At 32.1% G+C, this 16,855-nt stretch carries 14 protein-coding genes and 1 other RNA gene; 9 read left to right on the top strand and 6 right to left on the bottom strand.

All coding sequences use genetic code 11. The annotated features are described in order from the left end of the window. Positions 1-200: 200 nt before the first annotated feature. Complete coding sequence (locus EV196_RS13580) at positions 201-1,862, top strand: Shedu anti-phage system protein SduA domain-containing protein (protein WP_132218316.1); 1,662 nt, start codon at positions 201-203, stop codon at positions 1,860-1,862. 462 nt (positions 1,863-2,324) lie between these two features. Next, positions 2,325-2,635: RNase P RNA component class A (gene rnpB / locus EV196_RS13575), an RNA gene on the top strand. A gap of 36 nt (positions 2,636-2,671) precedes the next feature. Here the strand turns inward: rnpB and EV196_RS13570 are convergent. The 3 genes from EV196_RS13570 to EV196_RS13560 are packed head-to-tail and all read right to left on the bottom strand — an operon-like array spanning position 2,672 to position 4,759. Next, the gene (locus EV196_RS13570) at positions 2,672-3,217 is read right to left on the bottom strand and encodes an RsmD family RNA methyltransferase (RefSeq protein ID WP_132218315.1); all 546 of its coding nucleotides are present in this window, start codon (positions 3,215-3,217) and stop codon (positions 2,672-2,674) included. Then, complete coding sequence (locus tag EV196_RS13565) at positions 3,217-4,038, bottom strand: DUF3822 family protein (RefSeq protein ID WP_132218314.1); 822 nt, start codon at positions 4,036-4,038, stop codon at positions 3,217-3,219. The genes EV196_RS13570 and EV196_RS13565 overlap by 1 nt, the downstream gene beginning before the upstream one ends. Beyond that, a complete protein-coding gene (locus tag EV196_RS13560; RefSeq protein WP_132218313.1) occupies positions 4,022-4,759 on the bottom strand; it encodes a hypothetical protein in 738 nt (245 codons plus the stop codon). The genes EV196_RS13565 and EV196_RS13560 overlap by 17 nt, the downstream gene beginning before the upstream one ends. Before the next feature lie 128 nt (positions 4,760-4,887). Here EV196_RS13560 and EV196_RS13555 point away from each other — a divergent pair, with 128 nt between their 5' ends. The 7 genes from EV196_RS13555 (at position 4,888) to EV196_RS13525 (ending at position 10,531) form a co-directional block, all read left to right on the top strand. Continuing rightward, complete coding sequence (locus EV196_RS13555; RefSeq protein WP_132218312.1) at positions 4,888-6,315, top strand: ATP-dependent DNA helicase; 1,428 nt, start codon at positions 4,888-4,890, stop codon at positions 6,313-6,315. An 83-nt stretch (positions 6,316-6,398) separates the two neighbouring features. Continuing rightward, entirely contained in the window at positions 6,399-6,974 is a 576-nt protein-coding gene (locus EV196_RS13550) for a DUF4126 domain-containing protein (RefSeq protein WP_132218311.1), read from the top strand. Between the two features lie 35 nt (positions 6,975-7,009). Beyond that, entirely contained in the window at positions 7,010-7,738 is a 729-nt protein-coding gene (kdsB, locus tag EV196_RS13545) for a 3-deoxy-manno-octulosonate cytidylyltransferase (RefSeq protein ID WP_132218310.1), read from the top strand. Then, positions 7,729-8,433, top strand: coding sequence for an HAD family hydrolase (locus tag EV196_RS13540; protein WP_132218309.1), 705 nt, complete (start codon positions 7,729-7,731; stop codon positions 8,431-8,433). The genes kdsB and EV196_RS13540 overlap by 10 nt, the downstream gene beginning before the upstream one ends. 71 nt (positions 8,434-8,504) lie before the next feature. Further along, positions 8,505-9,587, top strand: a complete 1,083-nt coding sequence (locus EV196_RS13535) for an iron-containing alcohol dehydrogenase family protein (protein ID WP_132218308.1) — start codon at positions 8,505-8,507, stop codon at positions 9,585-9,587. A gap of 1 nt (position 9,588) precedes the next feature. Beyond that, positions 9,589-10,137, top strand: coding sequence for a 1-acyl-sn-glycerol-3-phosphate acyltransferase (locus EV196_RS13530; RefSeq protein ID WP_132218307.1), 549 nt, complete (start codon positions 9,589-9,591; stop codon positions 10,135-10,137). A 190-nt stretch (positions 10,138-10,327) separates the two neighbouring features. Then, the gene (locus EV196_RS13525; RefSeq protein ID WP_132218306.1) at positions 10,328-10,531 is read left to right on the top strand and encodes a lipopolysaccharide assembly protein LapA domain-containing protein; all 204 of its coding nucleotides are present in this window, start codon (positions 10,328-10,330) and stop codon (positions 10,529-10,531) included. A gap of 35 nt (positions 10,532-10,566) precedes the next feature. Here the strand turns inward: EV196_RS13525 and EV196_RS13520 are convergent, their stop codons facing one another. From EV196_RS13520 to EV196_RS13510, 3 genes are all read right to left on the bottom strand, one after another. Continuing rightward, positions 10,567-12,801 (bottom strand): APC family permease, encoded by a 2,235-nt coding sequence (locus tag EV196_RS13520; protein ID WP_132218305.1) that lies wholly within the window; start codon positions 12,799-12,801, stop codon positions 10,567-10,569. Positions 12,802-13,053: 252 nt separating this feature from the next. After that, complete coding sequence (locus EV196_RS13515; protein ID WP_132218304.1) at positions 13,054-15,642, bottom strand: zinc-dependent metalloprotease; 2,589 nt, start codon at positions 15,640-15,642, stop codon at positions 13,054-13,056. Between the two features lie 152 nt (positions 15,643-15,794). Beyond that, complete coding sequence (locus EV196_RS13510; RefSeq protein WP_132218303.1) at positions 15,795-16,778, bottom strand: Gfo/Idh/MocA family protein; 984 nt, start codon at positions 16,776-16,778, stop codon at positions 15,795-15,797. Positions 16,779-16,855 lie beyond the last annotated feature (77 nt).

Here is a 16,855-nt window from a genome sequence, read left to right as displayed (position 1 = left end):
ACAAGTAACAAAGTTAAAAATTCAATTTTAAATTATGAATTATGAATAGCGAATTTAGAATTAGTTATTAACAAAAATGAAGTTGATAATGTGATATGTTTTTTATTGGACTTGTAGAAAAAATCGACTAAGTTTGTTTGACTATTGATATTGTTAATTAAAGTGGAACTTTATCTTTGAATTATCACTCATGAAAGAAAATGAAAAAACTTCGATTTAATAAACAAACTGAACAAAAATTTTCTGAGAAGCTTGATGAAAAAACGCTTCAATCTTATAGGTCTTGGTATGATCAATTATATAAATTTTCAGATTATTCTCCTTTAAGAACTTTAAAATTTGAAATTATTAGCGATTTTTTCGATTTCCTCTTAAATGAAAAAAAGTATAGCCCATCTTCTATGCGTATTGCAAATGCTGCATTAAGGTTTCTGTATCTTGAAGTTTTCAAAATTAAACATAGTTTTGATAAAATAAAACTTCCAAGAATTGAAAAAGTTATACCGGTTTCTATATCAAAAGTTGAAGTAAAAAAATTACTTGACTCTATTAAAAACATTAAACAGAGAACTATAATCACACTGATTTATGCGGCAGGTTTGGATACTAGTGAAGTAATAAATATAAGAGTAAAAGATATAGAAAACGAAAAATTATCAATAAGAAACAATAAAGGAAACATTGTTAGACAAACTTATTTAGGTGTTTACACGCTTGACTTATTAAGAGAATACTACATCTTGTATAAACCCAAAAATTATCTATTTGAAGGTTTAAAAAAGAATAGTCATTACTCAACAACTTCAATAAGAAACATTTTCATTAAGGCAAAAGAAAGTTGTGGAATTCCAAATGAAATAACTCCTCGTCATTTAAAGTATTCTTATGTAAAGCACCTTCAAGATGAAGGTTATAAAACCGCAGATATTTTAAAGCATCTAAATCTATTTAATGGATATACGATAGAGTATTATTCACAAATAGATGATGAAGTAATGGAAATAGAATATTCCCCAATTGATTCATTATATGGAAAGAAAAAGCCTAAATCTATTAAAATTGAAGTAACAAACGAACAAGCTGAAAATATAGTTTTTACTGATGCTCAAACGAAATACTTGTTAGAAAAGAATCCAGATATTATTAAAGGTTTTCTTGAAAATAATCTTACTCATTCTGACATTGTTGCTCTGGGTTATAGAAAAAAACAATTAGTTGTATTTCAAAAACTTATTAATGAACAAGGGTTCTTCGAACTTTTTAAAAAAGAACGTGAGATTATTAAAAATGAACAAGTTTGGCAATTATTTTTTGAATCTAACCCATGGATTTTTGGACATGGTTTAAATTATATTTTTTCTAGTCCACTTGATGGAAAAAAACTTGAACAAGTAGTTGCAGGCTATGATTTTAATTCAAGTGGTAAAAGAGTTGATGGCCTCTTAAAAACCAAAGGATTGGTAAGCTCTCTTTGTTTTGTTGAGATAAAAACCCACAAAACGGATTTACTAAAAACAAACTATTATAGAAAGGAATCTTGGAGTGCGTCAGATGAACTTTCTGGGGCAATCTCTCAAATCCAAAGAACTGTAGATAAATCCTTGAAATCTATATCATCTAAAGTTGAGATGAAAGATAATAAGGGAAATCTGACTGGAGAACAAGTTTTTTTGTATCAACCCAAGTCTTACTTAATTATAGGTTCACTGTCAGAATTCTTAAATGAACATGGCGTAAATGAAGATAAATATTCATCATTTGAGATGCTTAGAAGGAATATATTTAATCCGGAAATTTTAACTTTTGATGAGCTTTATGAAAGAGCAAAATATTTAGTTGAAAATATAAAACAAGAGGTATAAAAGATAAATTTTAAAGACTTTAAGTGAGGTTTATGAATATAAACATATAAAGATTCGGAAAGTAAGTGTCTTTTTTAGAATATGTTTTATTTATAAGCTGCTAAACGAATCTCTCAAAAACACAATATTCCTCCCGCTACCGCTAAGCTCTGCTTAATGGCGGTGTTTATATATATCTTATAAAAACAACTTATATTTTAAAGAAAACAAATCAATATAGCTGCCACTAAACAGAGTTTAGCGGTAGCCATAAATTATACAAAAACAAGTAAATAAGATTCCTTACACAAAACATTTTTTCATATAATGCTAAAACCCAGTAAACAAGCTGCGTTAGGGATTGAGGCATTGTTGGAGCTCCTCGCAGAGAGCGACTGCCAAAAGCCCGACCTTTAGGTAACGCCCAAAATTTAATTATTTTTATTTGTTGCAAATTGCTCGTTAAGTGTTGTACTTTTGCGGCGAGTAAATCGCCTTATCGCTCGGGTTTTATATCTGGGAGGAAAGTCCGAACACCATAGTGCAATATAGTGGTTAATGGCCACCAGCCGAAAGGCTAGGACAAGTGCAACAGAAAGAATGTACAGGTAATGCTGTAGTGAAACCAGGTAAACTCTATGTGGTGCAATGCTATGTAAACCAGTGCTTGAAGGCGGCACGCTTGATGCTGGAGGGTAAGCAGCTAAAGTGTATTGGTAACAATGCACTCAGATAAATGATAAGGGCTTTTTTTAGGAAAAGTACAGAATTCGGCTTATAGATTTACTTTTTAAAACAGGCTCTTTGTATTTGCAAAGGGCTTTGTTTTTTTATTCTGTTGGGTATTCAAAAAAACTAAATACGTTACCACCATAGCTTTTTGAGTAACTAAAATTATTTAGTTTTGATAAATCGGTATGTTTAGAATGCTCTATAATAAGCAACCCTTCTTCAAGCAGTAAATTATTTTTAAATACGAGTTCGGGAATTTTAGCAAAAGCATCATCTGGAAAACTGTAAGGCGGATCTGCAAAAATGATATTAGATTGCAATGCTGTTTTTTCTAAAAAGGAAAACACATCGCTTTTAATGGTTTGTATGGGCATTTTATATTCAGAAGCCGTTTTATTAATAAACTTGATGCAACCAAAATCTTGATCTACGCAAGTGATTTGTTCGGTACCTCTAGAAGCAAACTCGTAACTGATGTTACCTGTTCCGGCAAATAAATCTAACACGATTATTTCATCAAAATAAAAGTTGTTGTTTATAATATTGAACAAGGATTCCTTGGCCATATCGGTGGTGGGGCGCACCGGTAAATTTTTTGGTGCTACAATTTTTCTGCTTTTGTAAATTCCTGAAATAATGCGCATTACAAACTTTTTATTAAAGTGAAATTGGAATGGTTGGTTTTTGGCTTTTCTATGTAACTGAAAGTCTCATTTCTGTTTCCAAAACTTATATTCCTAATGTATTTATACGCTATGGTGTATAGTGCGTCTTCTTTTGAAACGTCTCCAATAAAAACTAAACTAAACGTTTCTGGGTTTAGGTTTAATTGCTCGGTAGCAAACAGTACGTAATAAATAAAATCTTCGGGTGTGTTATACTCGAAGGTATTGTATAAAATGAGTTTAGCATTATCAACGATAATAATCTCAAAATGGCTTTTACTAATATTTACATAGACTTTTGGAGTACTAGCATTTTTTTCAAGCTGTAAAATTTCTTCAATTAAAACGGTAGAAACATGCTTGAAGGTAAAGGCACCAAATTGGTCGTAAATAAAGTTGTTTATGTTTATATAAGGTACATAAACATTTACGCTATCGTTTACAAGAACTTCATCGTGTGCTATAAAATCGGATACTAAAATCTTAGAATTAAACTTTAGGTAATCGGCAATACATTCTTCATTAAATAGAGGTTTAGGCACTAGTGTAGAAAGTTCGTTATCGTGTATAATGGTTATGCTATTATACGTGTGTTGTGTAACGTTTTCGGTATTAAAAAGATGTTTCAAATAATCTAAAACTTCTAAAGGATTCAGTTTTTTTTGAAAACTAACTTCTTTTAAATTGATAATAGTATGGGTATCTCTTTGTAGGATACAAAAAGAAAGTCCACTCAAACTTATTTGAATGGACAATTCTAGATTATTTAGTTTGTTAAACGTTTTATTCGTTAGAGCCATAAGTTTTTGGCCAGTTTCCAATAGTTTTAACTTCACTCATTGAGCCTACTCTTAAAGCATCTCCATTTACACCATCAACCGAAATCACTTGGTTTTCTTGAGTAACCATGTCTTTATCTTGGTCGTATAAAATAATATCTTTTTTAACAGAAGCTTCAAACACAGGTATGTTTATATCATTCTGTCTTATAAATCCAGCTTCTAATTTAAATTTTTCATCTGGTTTTCCAACAGGAACATTCATCATGGTTTTGTATCGTGTTGAATTTTTAAATAATGAATCTTTTACAGGAACAAAGCCTAAAGTATCAACAATCACAATATCTTTATAAGTATCAACTCCAAAACGTTTTGTTAATTCAGTATCAATGATACTAGCATCTTTACGCTGTATGATGGTGTATTGACCATTTTCAATAAATTTCACTAATTCATCATAATTATCTGTAAACTTACCATTTACTTGTTTGTAAGCTAATTGAGAATCTCTAATGTCAATTAAATTTTTAATTACTTCAGCATAACGTTTGTCTTTTTCTTGGTTGAATAAAATAGGTGTGTAAATAGACATATATGTTTGGTAACCCAAAAAAGCAATTAATAACCAAAGCGCAATATTTAATACTGGCTTAAATTTAGAAGGTATAAATTTATCAACTAGCTTAACCAAGACAATTGTTAGTACTATAGCTCCAACAGCAATAAGAATAAAATTCAACATAATCGTTTTATAATTTAAAAAGTTTATTAAAGGTGTTTCGCAAATCTACAATTTTTTTTTAATCGTTAAAATCAATTCACACTAAAAATCATTACTATCTTTGAATAATTTTTAATTTACAAATATTAATGACCCCATCTGAATTCTATTCCCTTATAAAACAGCAGTTTCCGTTTCAACCTACCATCAAACAAAATATTGTTTTACAACAGCTTTCAGAATTTATTTTTAATAAGGCCCCAAATACGCTTTATCTGCTAAAAGGCTATGCTGGTACTGGAAAAACCACTATTGTAGGCACTATTGTTAACAATTTATGGAAAGCGAAAAAAAGTTCGGTTTTAATGGCTCCAACAGGTAGAGCAGCTAAAGTAATCGCTAATTATTCGGGAAAAGAGGCATTTACCATTCATAAAAAAATATATTTTCCTAAAAAAGAGAAGGGTGGAGGCGTATCGTTCGTGCTGCAACCCAATAAACATAAAAACACCATTTTTATTGTTGATGAGGCGTCCATGATACCAGATACCCCTGGCGATTCTAAATTGTTTGAAAATGGTTCGTTGTTGGACGATTTAATGCAATATGTTTATTCTGGGCACCAATGCAAACTACTTTTAATAGGTGATACGGCACAATTACCACCTGTAAAGTTAGATTTAAGTCCTGCTTTGGATGAAAACACGCTGGCTTTAAATTATAATAAAGAAGTTACTAGAATGGAATTAGATGAAGTAGTAAGGCAAGAACAAGATTCTGGAATTCTTGTAAATGCTACGGTACTACGTGAAGCTTTGTCTAATGGCTTTAATGATGCGTTTAAGTTCGATCTGGCACATTTTAAAGATATTGTTAGGCTTATTGATGGTTATGAAATTATGGATGCTATTAATGATGCTTATGGCAATTTAGGAAATGAAGAAACTGCCATTATAGTTCGAAGTAACAAACGCGCCAATTTATACAACCAACAAATTAGAAGTAGAATTTTATTTAATGAAAGTGAATTGTCTGCGGGCGATTACCTAATGGTCGTAAAAAATAATTATTTTTGGATAAAACCAATCACCGAAGCAGGTTTTATAGCCAATGGGGATATTATTGAAGTGCTAGAAATTTTCAGCATTACAGAATTATATGGTTTTCGCTTTGCGGAAGTTAAAATACGCATGGTCGATTACCCTAAAATGGCTCCTTTTGAAACCGTTTTGTTGTTAGACACTATTGAATCTGAAACACCTTCGTTATCCTATGAAGATTCCAACAGATTGTATCAAGAGGTGATGAAAGATTTTGAAAGTGAAACCAGTAAATATAAAAAGTTTTTAAAAGTAAAAGCGAGTAAACATTTTAATGCGTTGCAGGTTAAGTTTTCGTATGCCATAACCTGCCACAAATCGCAAGGTGGACAATGGAATACCGTTTTTGTGGAGCAACCTTATTTACCAAATGGTATTGATAAGGACTATTTACGCTGGTTATACACCGCTGTAACCAGAGCCAAAGAAAAACTGTACCTTATAGGTTTTACAGATGATTTTTTTGAGGAAAATTAAGAACAGTTTACAGTGGTGGTCACAGTTTTTAGAAACAAATCTTTATATTTATAGTATAATTTAAAATGTTCTTTTAGGAATTTATGAGCTTAGAAACCATCATTAGTATTTGCCTAGGTATCGGACTTTCAGCATCGGTGGGTTTTCGAGTGTTTTTGCCTTTGTTTGCTTTAAGTTTAGCTACTTTTTTTGATGTTTGGCAACTTAACGACTCCTGGCAATGGATTGGGAGTACTACGGCATTGATAACACTGGGTGTTGCCACAGTTGTTGAAATTTTCGCCTATTTTATTCCGTATGTAGATAATTTACTTGATAGTATATCCGTACCACTAGCGGCACTTGCAGGAACGGCGGTGATGCTTTCAACCGTGTCCGATTTAAGTCCCGTAGTTACTTGGGCATTAGCTATTATTGCAGGTGGCGGAACCGCAGCAGCTATTTCAGGAACTTCGAGTGCAACACGACTAACTTCAACTGCTACAACAGGTGGTATGGCAAACCCCATAGTTTCAACGGTAGAAACAGGAACATCCATAATAATGTCTATTGTTTCTATATTTCTACCTTTTCTAGCAATAATATTGGTTTTTCTATTATTTTTTGTAATTTTTAAGTTCTATAAAAAGTTTACATCGCCTAAAATAAAAAACCACTAATTTTTATTCTATTTTTGAAAAAGAATTTTTAATATATGAAGATTATTTCAATGATTCCTGCACGTTATAGTGCATCACGCTTTCCAGGAAAACTTATGCAAGACCTTGGTGGGAAATCGGTGATTGTTCGTACTTACGAAGCAACCGTTAACACCAACTTGTTTGATGATGTGATAGTAGTTACCGATAGCGATATCATTTATAATGAAATTATAAACCATGGTGGAAAAGCCATGATGAGTAAAAAAGAACATGAATGTGGTAGCGACAGAATAGCCGAAGCTATTGAGTTTTTAAATATTGATATAGTTATTAATGTACAAGGCGACGAACCGTTTACAGATAAAGAATCTCTGGAAAAATTAATAGCCGTATTTAAGAATGACCACGATAAACATATCGATTTAGCGTCCTTAATGGTTCATATTTCTAATGAGGATGAAATTAACAACCCCAATACCGTTAAAGTTGTCATTGATAAATTTGACTTCGCGCTTTATTTTTCAAGAAGTCCCATTCCGTATCCAAGAGATAAAAATGTTCCTGTTAAGTATTTTAAACACAAAGGGGTTTATGCCTTTAGAAAACAAGCTTTATTGGATTTTTATAAGTTCCCGATGTTAACTTTGGAAGCTTCCGAAAAACTGGAACAGTTACGTTATTTGGAATATGGGAAGCGTATTAAAATGGTAGAAACATCCACCGAAGGTGTAGAAATTGATACCCCAGAAGATTTAGAACGCGCTAAAAAAGCATGGAAATAGATTATAAAAACATAAAAGTAATTGGGTTTGATGCCGATGATACGCTGTGGGTAAACGAAACGTATTTTCGTGATGCCGAAGTGGAATTCGGTAAGTTATTATCAGAATACGAAACCTTGAATACAATCGATCAAGAGCTATTTAAAAAAGAAATTGATAATTTACCAATGTATGGTTATGGTGTTAAAGCCTTTGTGTTATCGATGGTTGAAAGTGCCTTAGAGCAGTCTAACTATAATATTTCAACAAAAAGTATTGAAGCTATTTTAAATATAGGTAAAGACATGCTAAACAAGCCTGTTGAGTTGCTTGATGGGGTAGAAGATGTTTTAAAAGTAGTATCAAAAAAATATAGAATTATTTTAGCGACTAAAGGCGATTTATTAGACCAAGAACGTAAACTTGAAAAATCGGGTTTAACAAAATATTTTCATCATATTGAAGTATTAAGCGATAAGCAAGAAGCTAATTATTCAAAATTATTAAACCATCTCGATATTAAACCATCTGAGTTTTTAATGATTGGAAATTCTCTTAAATCGGACGTGTTGCCTTTAGTTAATATAAAAGCACATGCCATTCATGTGCCTTTTCATACCACTTGGGTACACGAACAGGTTACAGAAAAAGAGACTAATGGAAAGAACTACAAAACAATAAGTAGTTTAAAGGATCTTTTAAAATTATTAAGTTAAAAGTGTAAGTAATTAAACAAGAAAAATTAAAATATTAGTATTTTTACATCTTGAAAAAGAAAATAAATTAAATGAGTTATAAAAACTTTCCCATGGTGTCAAAAGTAGTTTTTGGCAGAGGTAGTTTCAACCAGTTAAGTGAAATTTTAGCCCCAAAACGCTTAAGTATGAACGCCCCATTTATTTATTTAATAGATGATGTGTTTAGAAATAATTCATGGTTAACTTCACGAATTCCATTAGCCTACAATGATAAAATACTGTTTATATCAACTAAAGAAGAACCAAAAACATCGCAAGTTGATGCCATCGTTGAAGATATTATATTAACTACAAAAGAATTGCCATCGGGCATCATAGGTATTGGTGGTGGCTCTGTTTTAGATTTAGCCAAAGCGGTATCTATTATGCTTACCAATGAAGGGGAAGCTAAAGATTATCAAGGTTGGGATTTAGTGAAAAATGCGGCCATATATCATGTTGGTATTCCAACTATATCGGGGACGGGTGCCGAAGTTTCCAGAACAACGGTTCTAATTGGCCCTGAAAAAAAGTTAGGGATTAATTCAGATTTTACACCTTTCGATCAAGTTATTTTAGATTCTGAACTTACTAAAGATGTTCCAAAAGAACAGTGGTTTTATACTGGAATGGATTGCTATATTCATTGCATAGAATCGTTGGAAGGCACCTATTTAAACACTTTTAGTGAAACCTACGGTACCTTGGCTTTAGAGCTGTGTAAAGAAATATTTTTAGATAATAATTTATCTACCGAAGCATCTGAAGAAAAACTCATGATGGCTTCATGGCATGGTGGTATGAGTATTGCTTACTCCCAAGTAGGTGTTGCGCATGCCATGAGTTACGCTTTGGCTTACGTATTAGGTGTAAAACACGGTATTGGAAACTGTATCGTTTTTGATCATTTGGAAGAATTTTATCCAGAAGGTGTAAAGGTTTTTAAAGCAATGAAAGAAAAGCATCATATAACATTGCCACAAGGTATTTGTGCGGACTTAAGCGATGCGGATTTTGATAAAATGATAAGCATTACATTAAATTTAGCTCCACTTTGGGAAAATGCCTTAGGCAAAAATTGGAAACAAATTATAACGCCTAAAAAGTTAAAGGAGCTTTATCAAAAAATGTAATATGAAGTGGTTAGCCAACCTTATATATTTTAAGGTTTTAGGATGGAAAGTTGTTGGCAATACCAATATGTCTAAAAACACTATTAAAAAAGCTATTATAATAGCTGTGCCTCACACCAGTTGGCACGACTTTTACATAGGTGTTTTATTGCGTGCCGTTGTACAGATCAAAACCAATTTTGTTGGCAAAAAAGAACTTTTTATATTTCCTTTTGGATGGTTTTTTAAAGCGCTTGGAGGTATGCCTATTAATAGAAGTACTAATGAAAACAAAGTGGATGCCATTGCTAAACTATTTCATGAGAAAGAAGAATTTAGAATGACTATGGCTCCAGAAGGAACCAGAAAAACAGTAGAGGCGTGGCGAACCGGTTTTTACTACATCGCTAAAAAAGCAAATGTACCTATCATCATGTTTACGCTCGATTTTGAAAGGAAACAAAATTATATTTCAGAACCTTTTTACCCAACCGATGATATAAAAGCAGATTTTGAATTTATGCATCAATTCTATAAAGGTGTAAAAGGTAAAGAACCTAAATACTCCTAAATAATAATAAATTCTTCTAGATATTTACTTGTATGCTAGTAGCTAATAAATGTTTGAATCTTCAATAAAAAGTTAGAAGTTATATCTGTTTTTGGAAATTCAGAGATTATTGTTAAGGATTTATGTGATAAATCGTAAATTATAAAGAAATAACAATTAATTTTATAACAACATTAAAACATTATAAACAATGAATTTTAGAACTGTTTTAGGACTTTTATTTGTATTAGTTATTGTGATTTTTTCTATACAAAATGTTGAAGTTACCGATGTGAAATTCTTTTTTTGGAAATTATCTATGTCTAGAGTATTAATAATTTTAGGCAGTTTTGGTATTGGTGTTTTAGTAGGTTATTTGTTATCATTAAGGAAAAAAATAATTAAAAAAAAATAGATTTAATTTAATCTCTTATATTAAAAATGATACTATTACTTAATAAATTTAGACGTTAATGTATTTATAAATAGTACATTACCTATTTTGTTGTATTCATCAAAGAAGGCTGTGCCATTGTCTACTTTCATCATACTTTCATGAAAACCAATAAGGGTTAAATCGGCATCCATAGAATATTCATTAATAATATCAATTCGTTTTTTATCTTGATCTAGCGGTAAAACACGAATATTATTTGCAGATATTGGTAACCTACCAGAACTTGTAAGTTCTATTAAGTTTTCTTGTTCTTGTTTTAAATTTTCTTTTGGGAATGTTGCAAATAGTTTTATTTCGCCTTTATGCCAATCAGAATGCCCTAAAATAATATAAGATAGTAAAATCATTAAATTAGCATTTTCATAATCTTCTTTGCGTATCCAAACGTGTATGTCTTTTTTATTGCCAAAACCTTTGTCAGAACTCGCCAGTATGCACAAATCGTATTGTGCTGTTTTCAATACACTATAATTATCAATAATATCGGTTAGCCATTCCTTTTCGCCTTTTTTATATTCAAAAAGCATCATATTATTTGGCTGTCCAGAAATTCCTGGTTGTTGTATCGCTTGTATTATGGCAGCCGTATTTGAAGGGGAAATAAGTGTTTCTAAAAATACATTCGATTTATTTAAAGACGCCATTTTAATTAACTTGTCTAGCTTTTCCGCAGCTATTTTTTTAGATTCAGATGAAAAATAACCTTTTTCAAAGTGAATATAGGTGCCAAAACCATATCTATGGGAAATCCATTTCATCATTTCTAAAGCGCCATAGCGTTCAAAACTGTCTTTTGATAAACACAGTACGGCAGGTCTCCAGTTTTCTTCAGTATTATCCTTATCTGCTTTTTGTAAAAAAACTTGCATTCTTCTACTAAATTGATAAATAACACCTTGAAATATATTTGCCATTCCTTTTTTAGTGTCACTTTTTGTCGAAATATAAAAATATAACAAAACCATTAATGCTATGGCGGCAATGGCATAAGGTGTATTTATTTTGAACATTAAATAAATACACATAATGGCTCCTAAAAGCGATAAGTACCATTTCGATTTGAATGAAGGACGGTAGGATGGGTCTGCTGCAAAATGTTGCATAAATGAAATAAGACATAATGACCCATAAGTAACCATGAAAAACATGGATATCACTTCTGCAACAGCATTAACGTCTCCCATTAAAACAAATACAATAGCAATAAGACTCGTTAGGATGGTAGCATTTCTAGGTTCGTTATTTTTTGAAGTTCCTTTAGAAACCCAAAAATTAACGAGGCGATTAGGAAACACTTTATCACCACCTATGGCTTGTAAAGTTCTAGGTGCTACCATAAAAGACCCTAATGCGGAAGAAATAGTAGCAGCAGCCAAACCAATTGGAATAATAGGACCCCATAAGGCAATTTTACTCATTATAAGTTGGTCGTTTATCAAATCGGATGCACTAGCAGATATGGTTAATTTATAAGCTATAAAAACATAAATTACCATGCCAATAAATGTTGCTGCCAGCGTACCCATCGGGATAGATTTTTTAGGATCTTTTAAATCTCCAGATAAACCTACACCTGCTGTAATACCAGTAAAAGCAGGAAAAATAATGGCAAAAACATAAAAAAAGCCTTTGTTTGACTCTACGTTTTTAAACATTAAAGAACTATCAAAAACTTGCGAAAACTCTGTAGTTCCCATAAAAAACAACACTAGTGATACTGCTAAAATAGCTACAACAACATATAATGCTTTCATGCCTAAATCGGCGCCTTTAGTAACCATAAGCCATATTAATAGTAACAAAGCAGGAATGGTAAATAATCGGTTATCATATATTTCATAACCAAATTCTGTAATAACCCATGGTTTAATAGCTTCAAAAGCTTCACCAAAAGCAATAACATAAAACGCCACACTAATGGCTTGCGATAAATACAAGGCTATACCAATGGCAGCACCAATATTAACACCAAAAGATCTAGAAATTATAAAATATTCGCCTCCACCTTCAACTTTCTGGTTTGTTGCAATTTCGGCTAAGGCCATGGCTGTAGGGATGGTAACTAAATGCCCAATAATTATGATAAGTAAAGTGCCCATAAATCCAACCGAACCAACGGCAAAGCCAAAGCGCAAAAACATGACAGCACCAAGTATGGTAGAAATAGCAGTTAAAAATACGGGTAAAGTGCCGAAATTGGCTTTTGCTGATGATAGCGTTTTATTCATAAAAAGCAATTATTCATTTTAATAATTTGTATGACTGTGATATTCTGTAAAAGTCACTTATAAAAGTAATCTGATTTTATTTATTAATATTATAATTTCGGCATAAAAATTGAATTATATTTGCTGTGTTAGAAAATGAAACATAAAGTAAACAATATTTTTGTTCCTAAAAAGAAACATGACTAGCTCACAAAAACAAAAGCTACCTCTATTATTTAGAAGTAGCTTTGTTTATTTTAAAGCATAAATAACTTATTTAACTTCCTCTAAAGCGTTGTCTATAAGCGTTCTTAAATGTTGTTTATGGGCTACAGAGGCAATATCTCCTGTGGCACTTGCCATGGTTCTAATATTCTTTAAATTATATAAAACCATCGATTTAGCATTATTTGTGTAATTGCTACTTTGCTTACCTGTTAGTATGCCTATAAGCATGTTTGTGTATTCTAACTGCAAATTTTGTCTAAATGAATTCACATTTCCATTAATGTCAGCTTTAAAAATAGCATTGTTTAAGTCAGTCATGACAGAAGATAATTTATAATCATTGCCATATAATTCGGAATCTGAAATTCTTTGCAGTGTATTATAATGCAAAAGATGGTTTAATACATTTTTTTGATAGGTGAGTACTTGGTTATGAATTTTAGGATCTTCAGGCGTTCTAAAATCAAAACCTCGGCGTTGCATGGCTAAATAATTGAACAAATCGTTAGGTGCATCAAAAGCATTGGGAGCAAAAACGTATTTGCTTAAAGCATCCATCGCACGTTTTTGATCTTTTAAACTTACAGGTGTATAAGGTTGCATTTCTCCTACTTGTCCCGCCATGGCTCTATCCACATACACACCGCCAATAAACCTAGAAATGGTATTGGCTGCAGATGCTTTTTGACCGCTTAATATATAATAAACGCGTCTTAATTCTTGATATGATTCACCAGATTTCGTGAATTTTGTTTTCACAGTTTTCATCAAGTCGTTTGATAGTTCAATACGATCGATAGACCATGTAATTTGATCGTTCGATTGGTCGGATACATTCACTCTTGGGTCTATGGCTTTTCCTGGCGAACGCATATCATCAGAATCATTACCAAAAATATGTTCTGGTTTTGTTGATTCATTAAGTAAAGCTTGGTGTTCCATTTCTAAAGCAAATGGTTTATACCCCAATTGAATAGCCCAAACATCGTACGGTCCCACAGCAACATCATCATATTGTCCTTGTTTGGTTCTGTCCCTTGTAACATTTAGGGCTGCATAATCCATTACAGAAGCCGTTAAACATTTACCTTCTATAAAAGCGGCATCATTTAATTGTTCTGGTGAAAATAACTGACTTGCTTTCATATTATGATTTAAGCCTAACGTATGTCCAACTTCGTGCATAATCAACGCTGTCATCGATTCCTTTTTGATGCGTTCCATTTCATAATCGGAATTTGCAGAAGCCATAGCCGTTGTGTTAGCAAACATGACTTCTTCTTGTAATTGATGCCCAAGAGAACAGTAAGTGTGATCTGTTTCGTTGTTTTTTGATGCATCAAAAGGCGTATCTAATGTTGCTAAACTATAAATTTTATCATAAAATACACGATTGGTAAAATGGGCAAATTCCAACATAATATCGGCTCCTAAAATTTCACCGGTTTTAGGGTTTACAAAACTAGGTCCGTAGCCACCAAAAGGAGGTTCTGGAGAAGAGGTCCAACGTAACACATTATATTTTAAATCACCTGCATCCCAAGTGGCATCGTCTGGTTGTATTTTAACCACCATAGCATTTTTAAATCCAGCTTTTTCAAAAGCAATATTCCATTGTAAAACTGCGTTGGTAATCGTTTCTCGCCATTCTAGTGGTGTCGAGTTCTCTATCCACCACGTAATAGGTTCAACAGGTTCCGAAATGGCTGCATTAGGGTCTTTCTTTTTTAAATTCCATCGGTGAATAAGATCTCTGTATGGGATGCTTTTTGTCGTTGTTTTATCATCTACTTGGGTTGTGAAATAGCCAACTCTAGGGTCGTCGTACCTTACTTCGTAGTCATTATCTGGCATGGCCATTAAACTATGAAATACTTTAATGCTTACGTTTCTGCCATCTGCAACAGCATTAGAACCTCTATTAGAAATAGAAGGGGATGAGTACACATATTCCACTTCTAAATTTGTGTTTTCAGTGTAATTATTGATGGCGTTAATTTTTGTTTTATCCTTATTTAAACTACCAAGTTTGAATGCTGTTGGAGATTCCCCAGGACTGCTTGGTCTTTTAATTTGGGCTAATATTTCGCTTAAAAATAAATCGTCTGCTTTAATTAAATAGAGACCTTTATCCTTGTCGTGTGCAGAAATGGTAATACTGGCGATGTTTCCATTACTAATATTGGCGTCTTTAGATTTTGAAAGCGGATTTTCTGGATCGAAATAAAACGAGGTATTTTGGATAATAAATTCAATTTTATCAAAATATTTTTCAATTTTAAATACTTCTGAGCCCATATAAGAACCTCTAATAACTCTCCCAGCATCTAAAACTCCATTGGCAATTTGACTGAAATATATAAACTCCTTATCTATTTGATTTTTAGATATGATCATTTGTAAACTCCCTGTAATAGTATCTTGATAGATAGGGAATAATCCTTCAATTTTTTTACTGGATTTAACCAGTTCAGCAATGGATTTTTCTTTTTTTGCTGTTGGGGCAGGGGCTTCTGTTGTTTCGCCTTTCTTCGTTTTCTTTTTTTGTGCCTCTATATTTTGAAAAGATAAGAGTGTAAATAGTGCCAATACGACACAAGAGTACCGTGTTACGTGAAGTTTGCCTTGGTTCATAGTAAATTTAATAATGCTAACAAGAAGTTAACTTTTAATTATTTTTTTGAGTTAGTCGACTTAAAAATACTATAAAACAAATAATTAAGTACTATAATAAAGTTAAAAACAAGCTATAAATGTATAATATAATAGCTGAAGTACTTTAAGAATTATAAAATGCCGAGGATTTTATCCATCACCCAATTGGTGTGAAGTGCTGTTTTACCCGTAGAAGGATGTTCGATGTTTTTATTAATTAGCATATCTCTCATGGCTTCCACATGATAGATTTGTATATGCTTCGGATTATCAATAAAAAGTTCTTCGGTTTTATTTATACTTTCTAAAACGATGGCATTTTCATGAAATATTGAAAATTCAATGCGTCCTTCACTACCATAAATAGTTACTTTATCAATGGAGTCATGGCAATCAAAATTCCAAGTTCCAGACCCCGTTATGTTATTTTTATGCAACCAACATGCTGTAATTGCATCTTTAGCTGTGTAATTACCTTGCTGATTTAAACTAATACCATGGGCTTCTTTAATATTTCCTAAAAGAAAATTAAACAAATCTAATCCATGACTTGCTAAATCGTCAAAATAACCAGCAGGCGCAATGCTAGCATCGGTACGCCAATTGTATTCGCCCGATTTATCAAAATCGCTAGCTGGCCTACTGAAATGCCAATTAATATGTCTTACATTACCAATAGAATTGGTATTTAACCATTCTTTAATTTGTAAAAACCGGGGTAAGGAACGTCTGTAATAGGCAACAAACAATGGTAATTTTTTTTTGTTAAAAGCATCATATATATCTAAACTTTCGGTATAATTGGGTGTCATTGGTTTTTCAATACAACAAATTTTACCAGCTTCGGCTACTTTTAAAGCGTAGAGTTTGTGGGTGTCTGGTGGGGTTGCAATATAAATTGCGTCTACTTCATCATCATTAATTAAATCGTCGGCGTTGGTATAGTATTTTTTAATACCATGCCTTTTAGCATAATCTTTTAGTTTTTCTTCATCGCGTCTCATGACTGCAATAAGTTCAAAACCTTCGGTATTTTTATACGCAGGACCGCTTTTTACTTCTGTTACGTTACCACAACCAATAATGCCCCATTTAATCACTTTGCTATTTGTCATTTTTTTATTTGCATATGTTTAATTTTTTTAAAATTATAAGTTCTGATAAAAAATCTTCGTTGGATTTAATATTTTTT

The organism is Mariniflexile fucanivorans, from assembly GCF_004341235.1.
Taxonomy (GTDB): Bacteria; Bacteroidota; Bacteroidia; order Flavobacteriales; family Flavobacteriaceae; genus Mariniflexile; species Mariniflexile fucanivorans.
This window is presented reverse-complemented; position numbering and strand designations above follow the sequence as displayed.

Bases quoted from the DNA above. Each gene is read 5' to 3' on its own strand.
- EV196_RS13510 (WP_132218303.1), bottom strand. From the start codon at position 16,778: ATGACAAATAGCAAAGTGATTAAATGGGGCATTATTGGTTGTGGTAAC.
- EV196_RS13580 (WP_132218316.1), top strand. From the start codon at position 201: ATGAAAAAACTTCGATTTAATAAACAAACTGAACAAAAATTTTCTGAG.
- kdsB (WP_132218310.1), top strand. From the start codon at position 7,010: ATGAAGATTATTTCAATGATTCCTGCACGTTATAGTGCATCACGCTTT.
- EV196_RS13535 (WP_132218308.1), top strand. From the start codon at position 8,505: ATGAGTTATAAAAACTTTCCCATGGTGTCAAAAGTAGTTTTTGGCAGA.
- EV196_RS13530 (WP_132218307.1), top strand. From the start codon at position 9,589: ATGAAGTGGTTAGCCAACCTTATATATTTTAAGGTTTTAGGATGGAAA.
- EV196_RS13565 (WP_132218314.1), bottom strand. From the start codon at position 4,038: ATGGCTCTAACGAATAAAACGTTTAACAAACTAAATAATCTAGAATTG.
- EV196_RS13560 (WP_132218313.1), bottom strand. From the start codon at position 4,759: ATGTTGAATTTTATTCTTATTGCTGTTGGAGCTATAGTACTAACAATT.
- EV196_RS13525 (WP_132218306.1), top strand. From the start codon at position 10,328: ATGAATTTTAGAACTGTTTTAGGACTTTTATTTGTATTAGTTATTGTG.
- EV196_RS13555 (WP_132218312.1), top strand. From the start codon at position 4,888: ATGACCCCATCTGAATTCTATTCCCTTATAAAACAGCAGTTTCCGTTT.
- EV196_RS13520 (WP_132218305.1), bottom strand. From the start codon at position 12,801: ATGAATAAAACGCTATCATCAGCAAAAGCCAATTTCGGCACTTTACCC.
- EV196_RS13515 (WP_132218304.1), bottom strand. From the start codon at position 15,642: ATGAACCAAGGCAAACTTCACGTAACACGGTACTCTTGTGTCGTATTG.
- EV196_RS13540 (WP_132218309.1), top strand. From the start codon at position 7,729: ATGGAAATAGATTATAAAAACATAAAAGTAATTGGGTTTGATGCCGAT.
- EV196_RS13570 (WP_132218315.1), bottom strand. From the start codon at position 3,217: ATGCGCATTATTTCAGGAATTTACAAAAGCAGAAAAATTGTAGCACCA.
- EV196_RS13550 (WP_132218311.1), top strand. From the start codon at position 6,399: ATGAGCTTAGAAACCATCATTAGTATTTGCCTAGGTATCGGACTTTCA.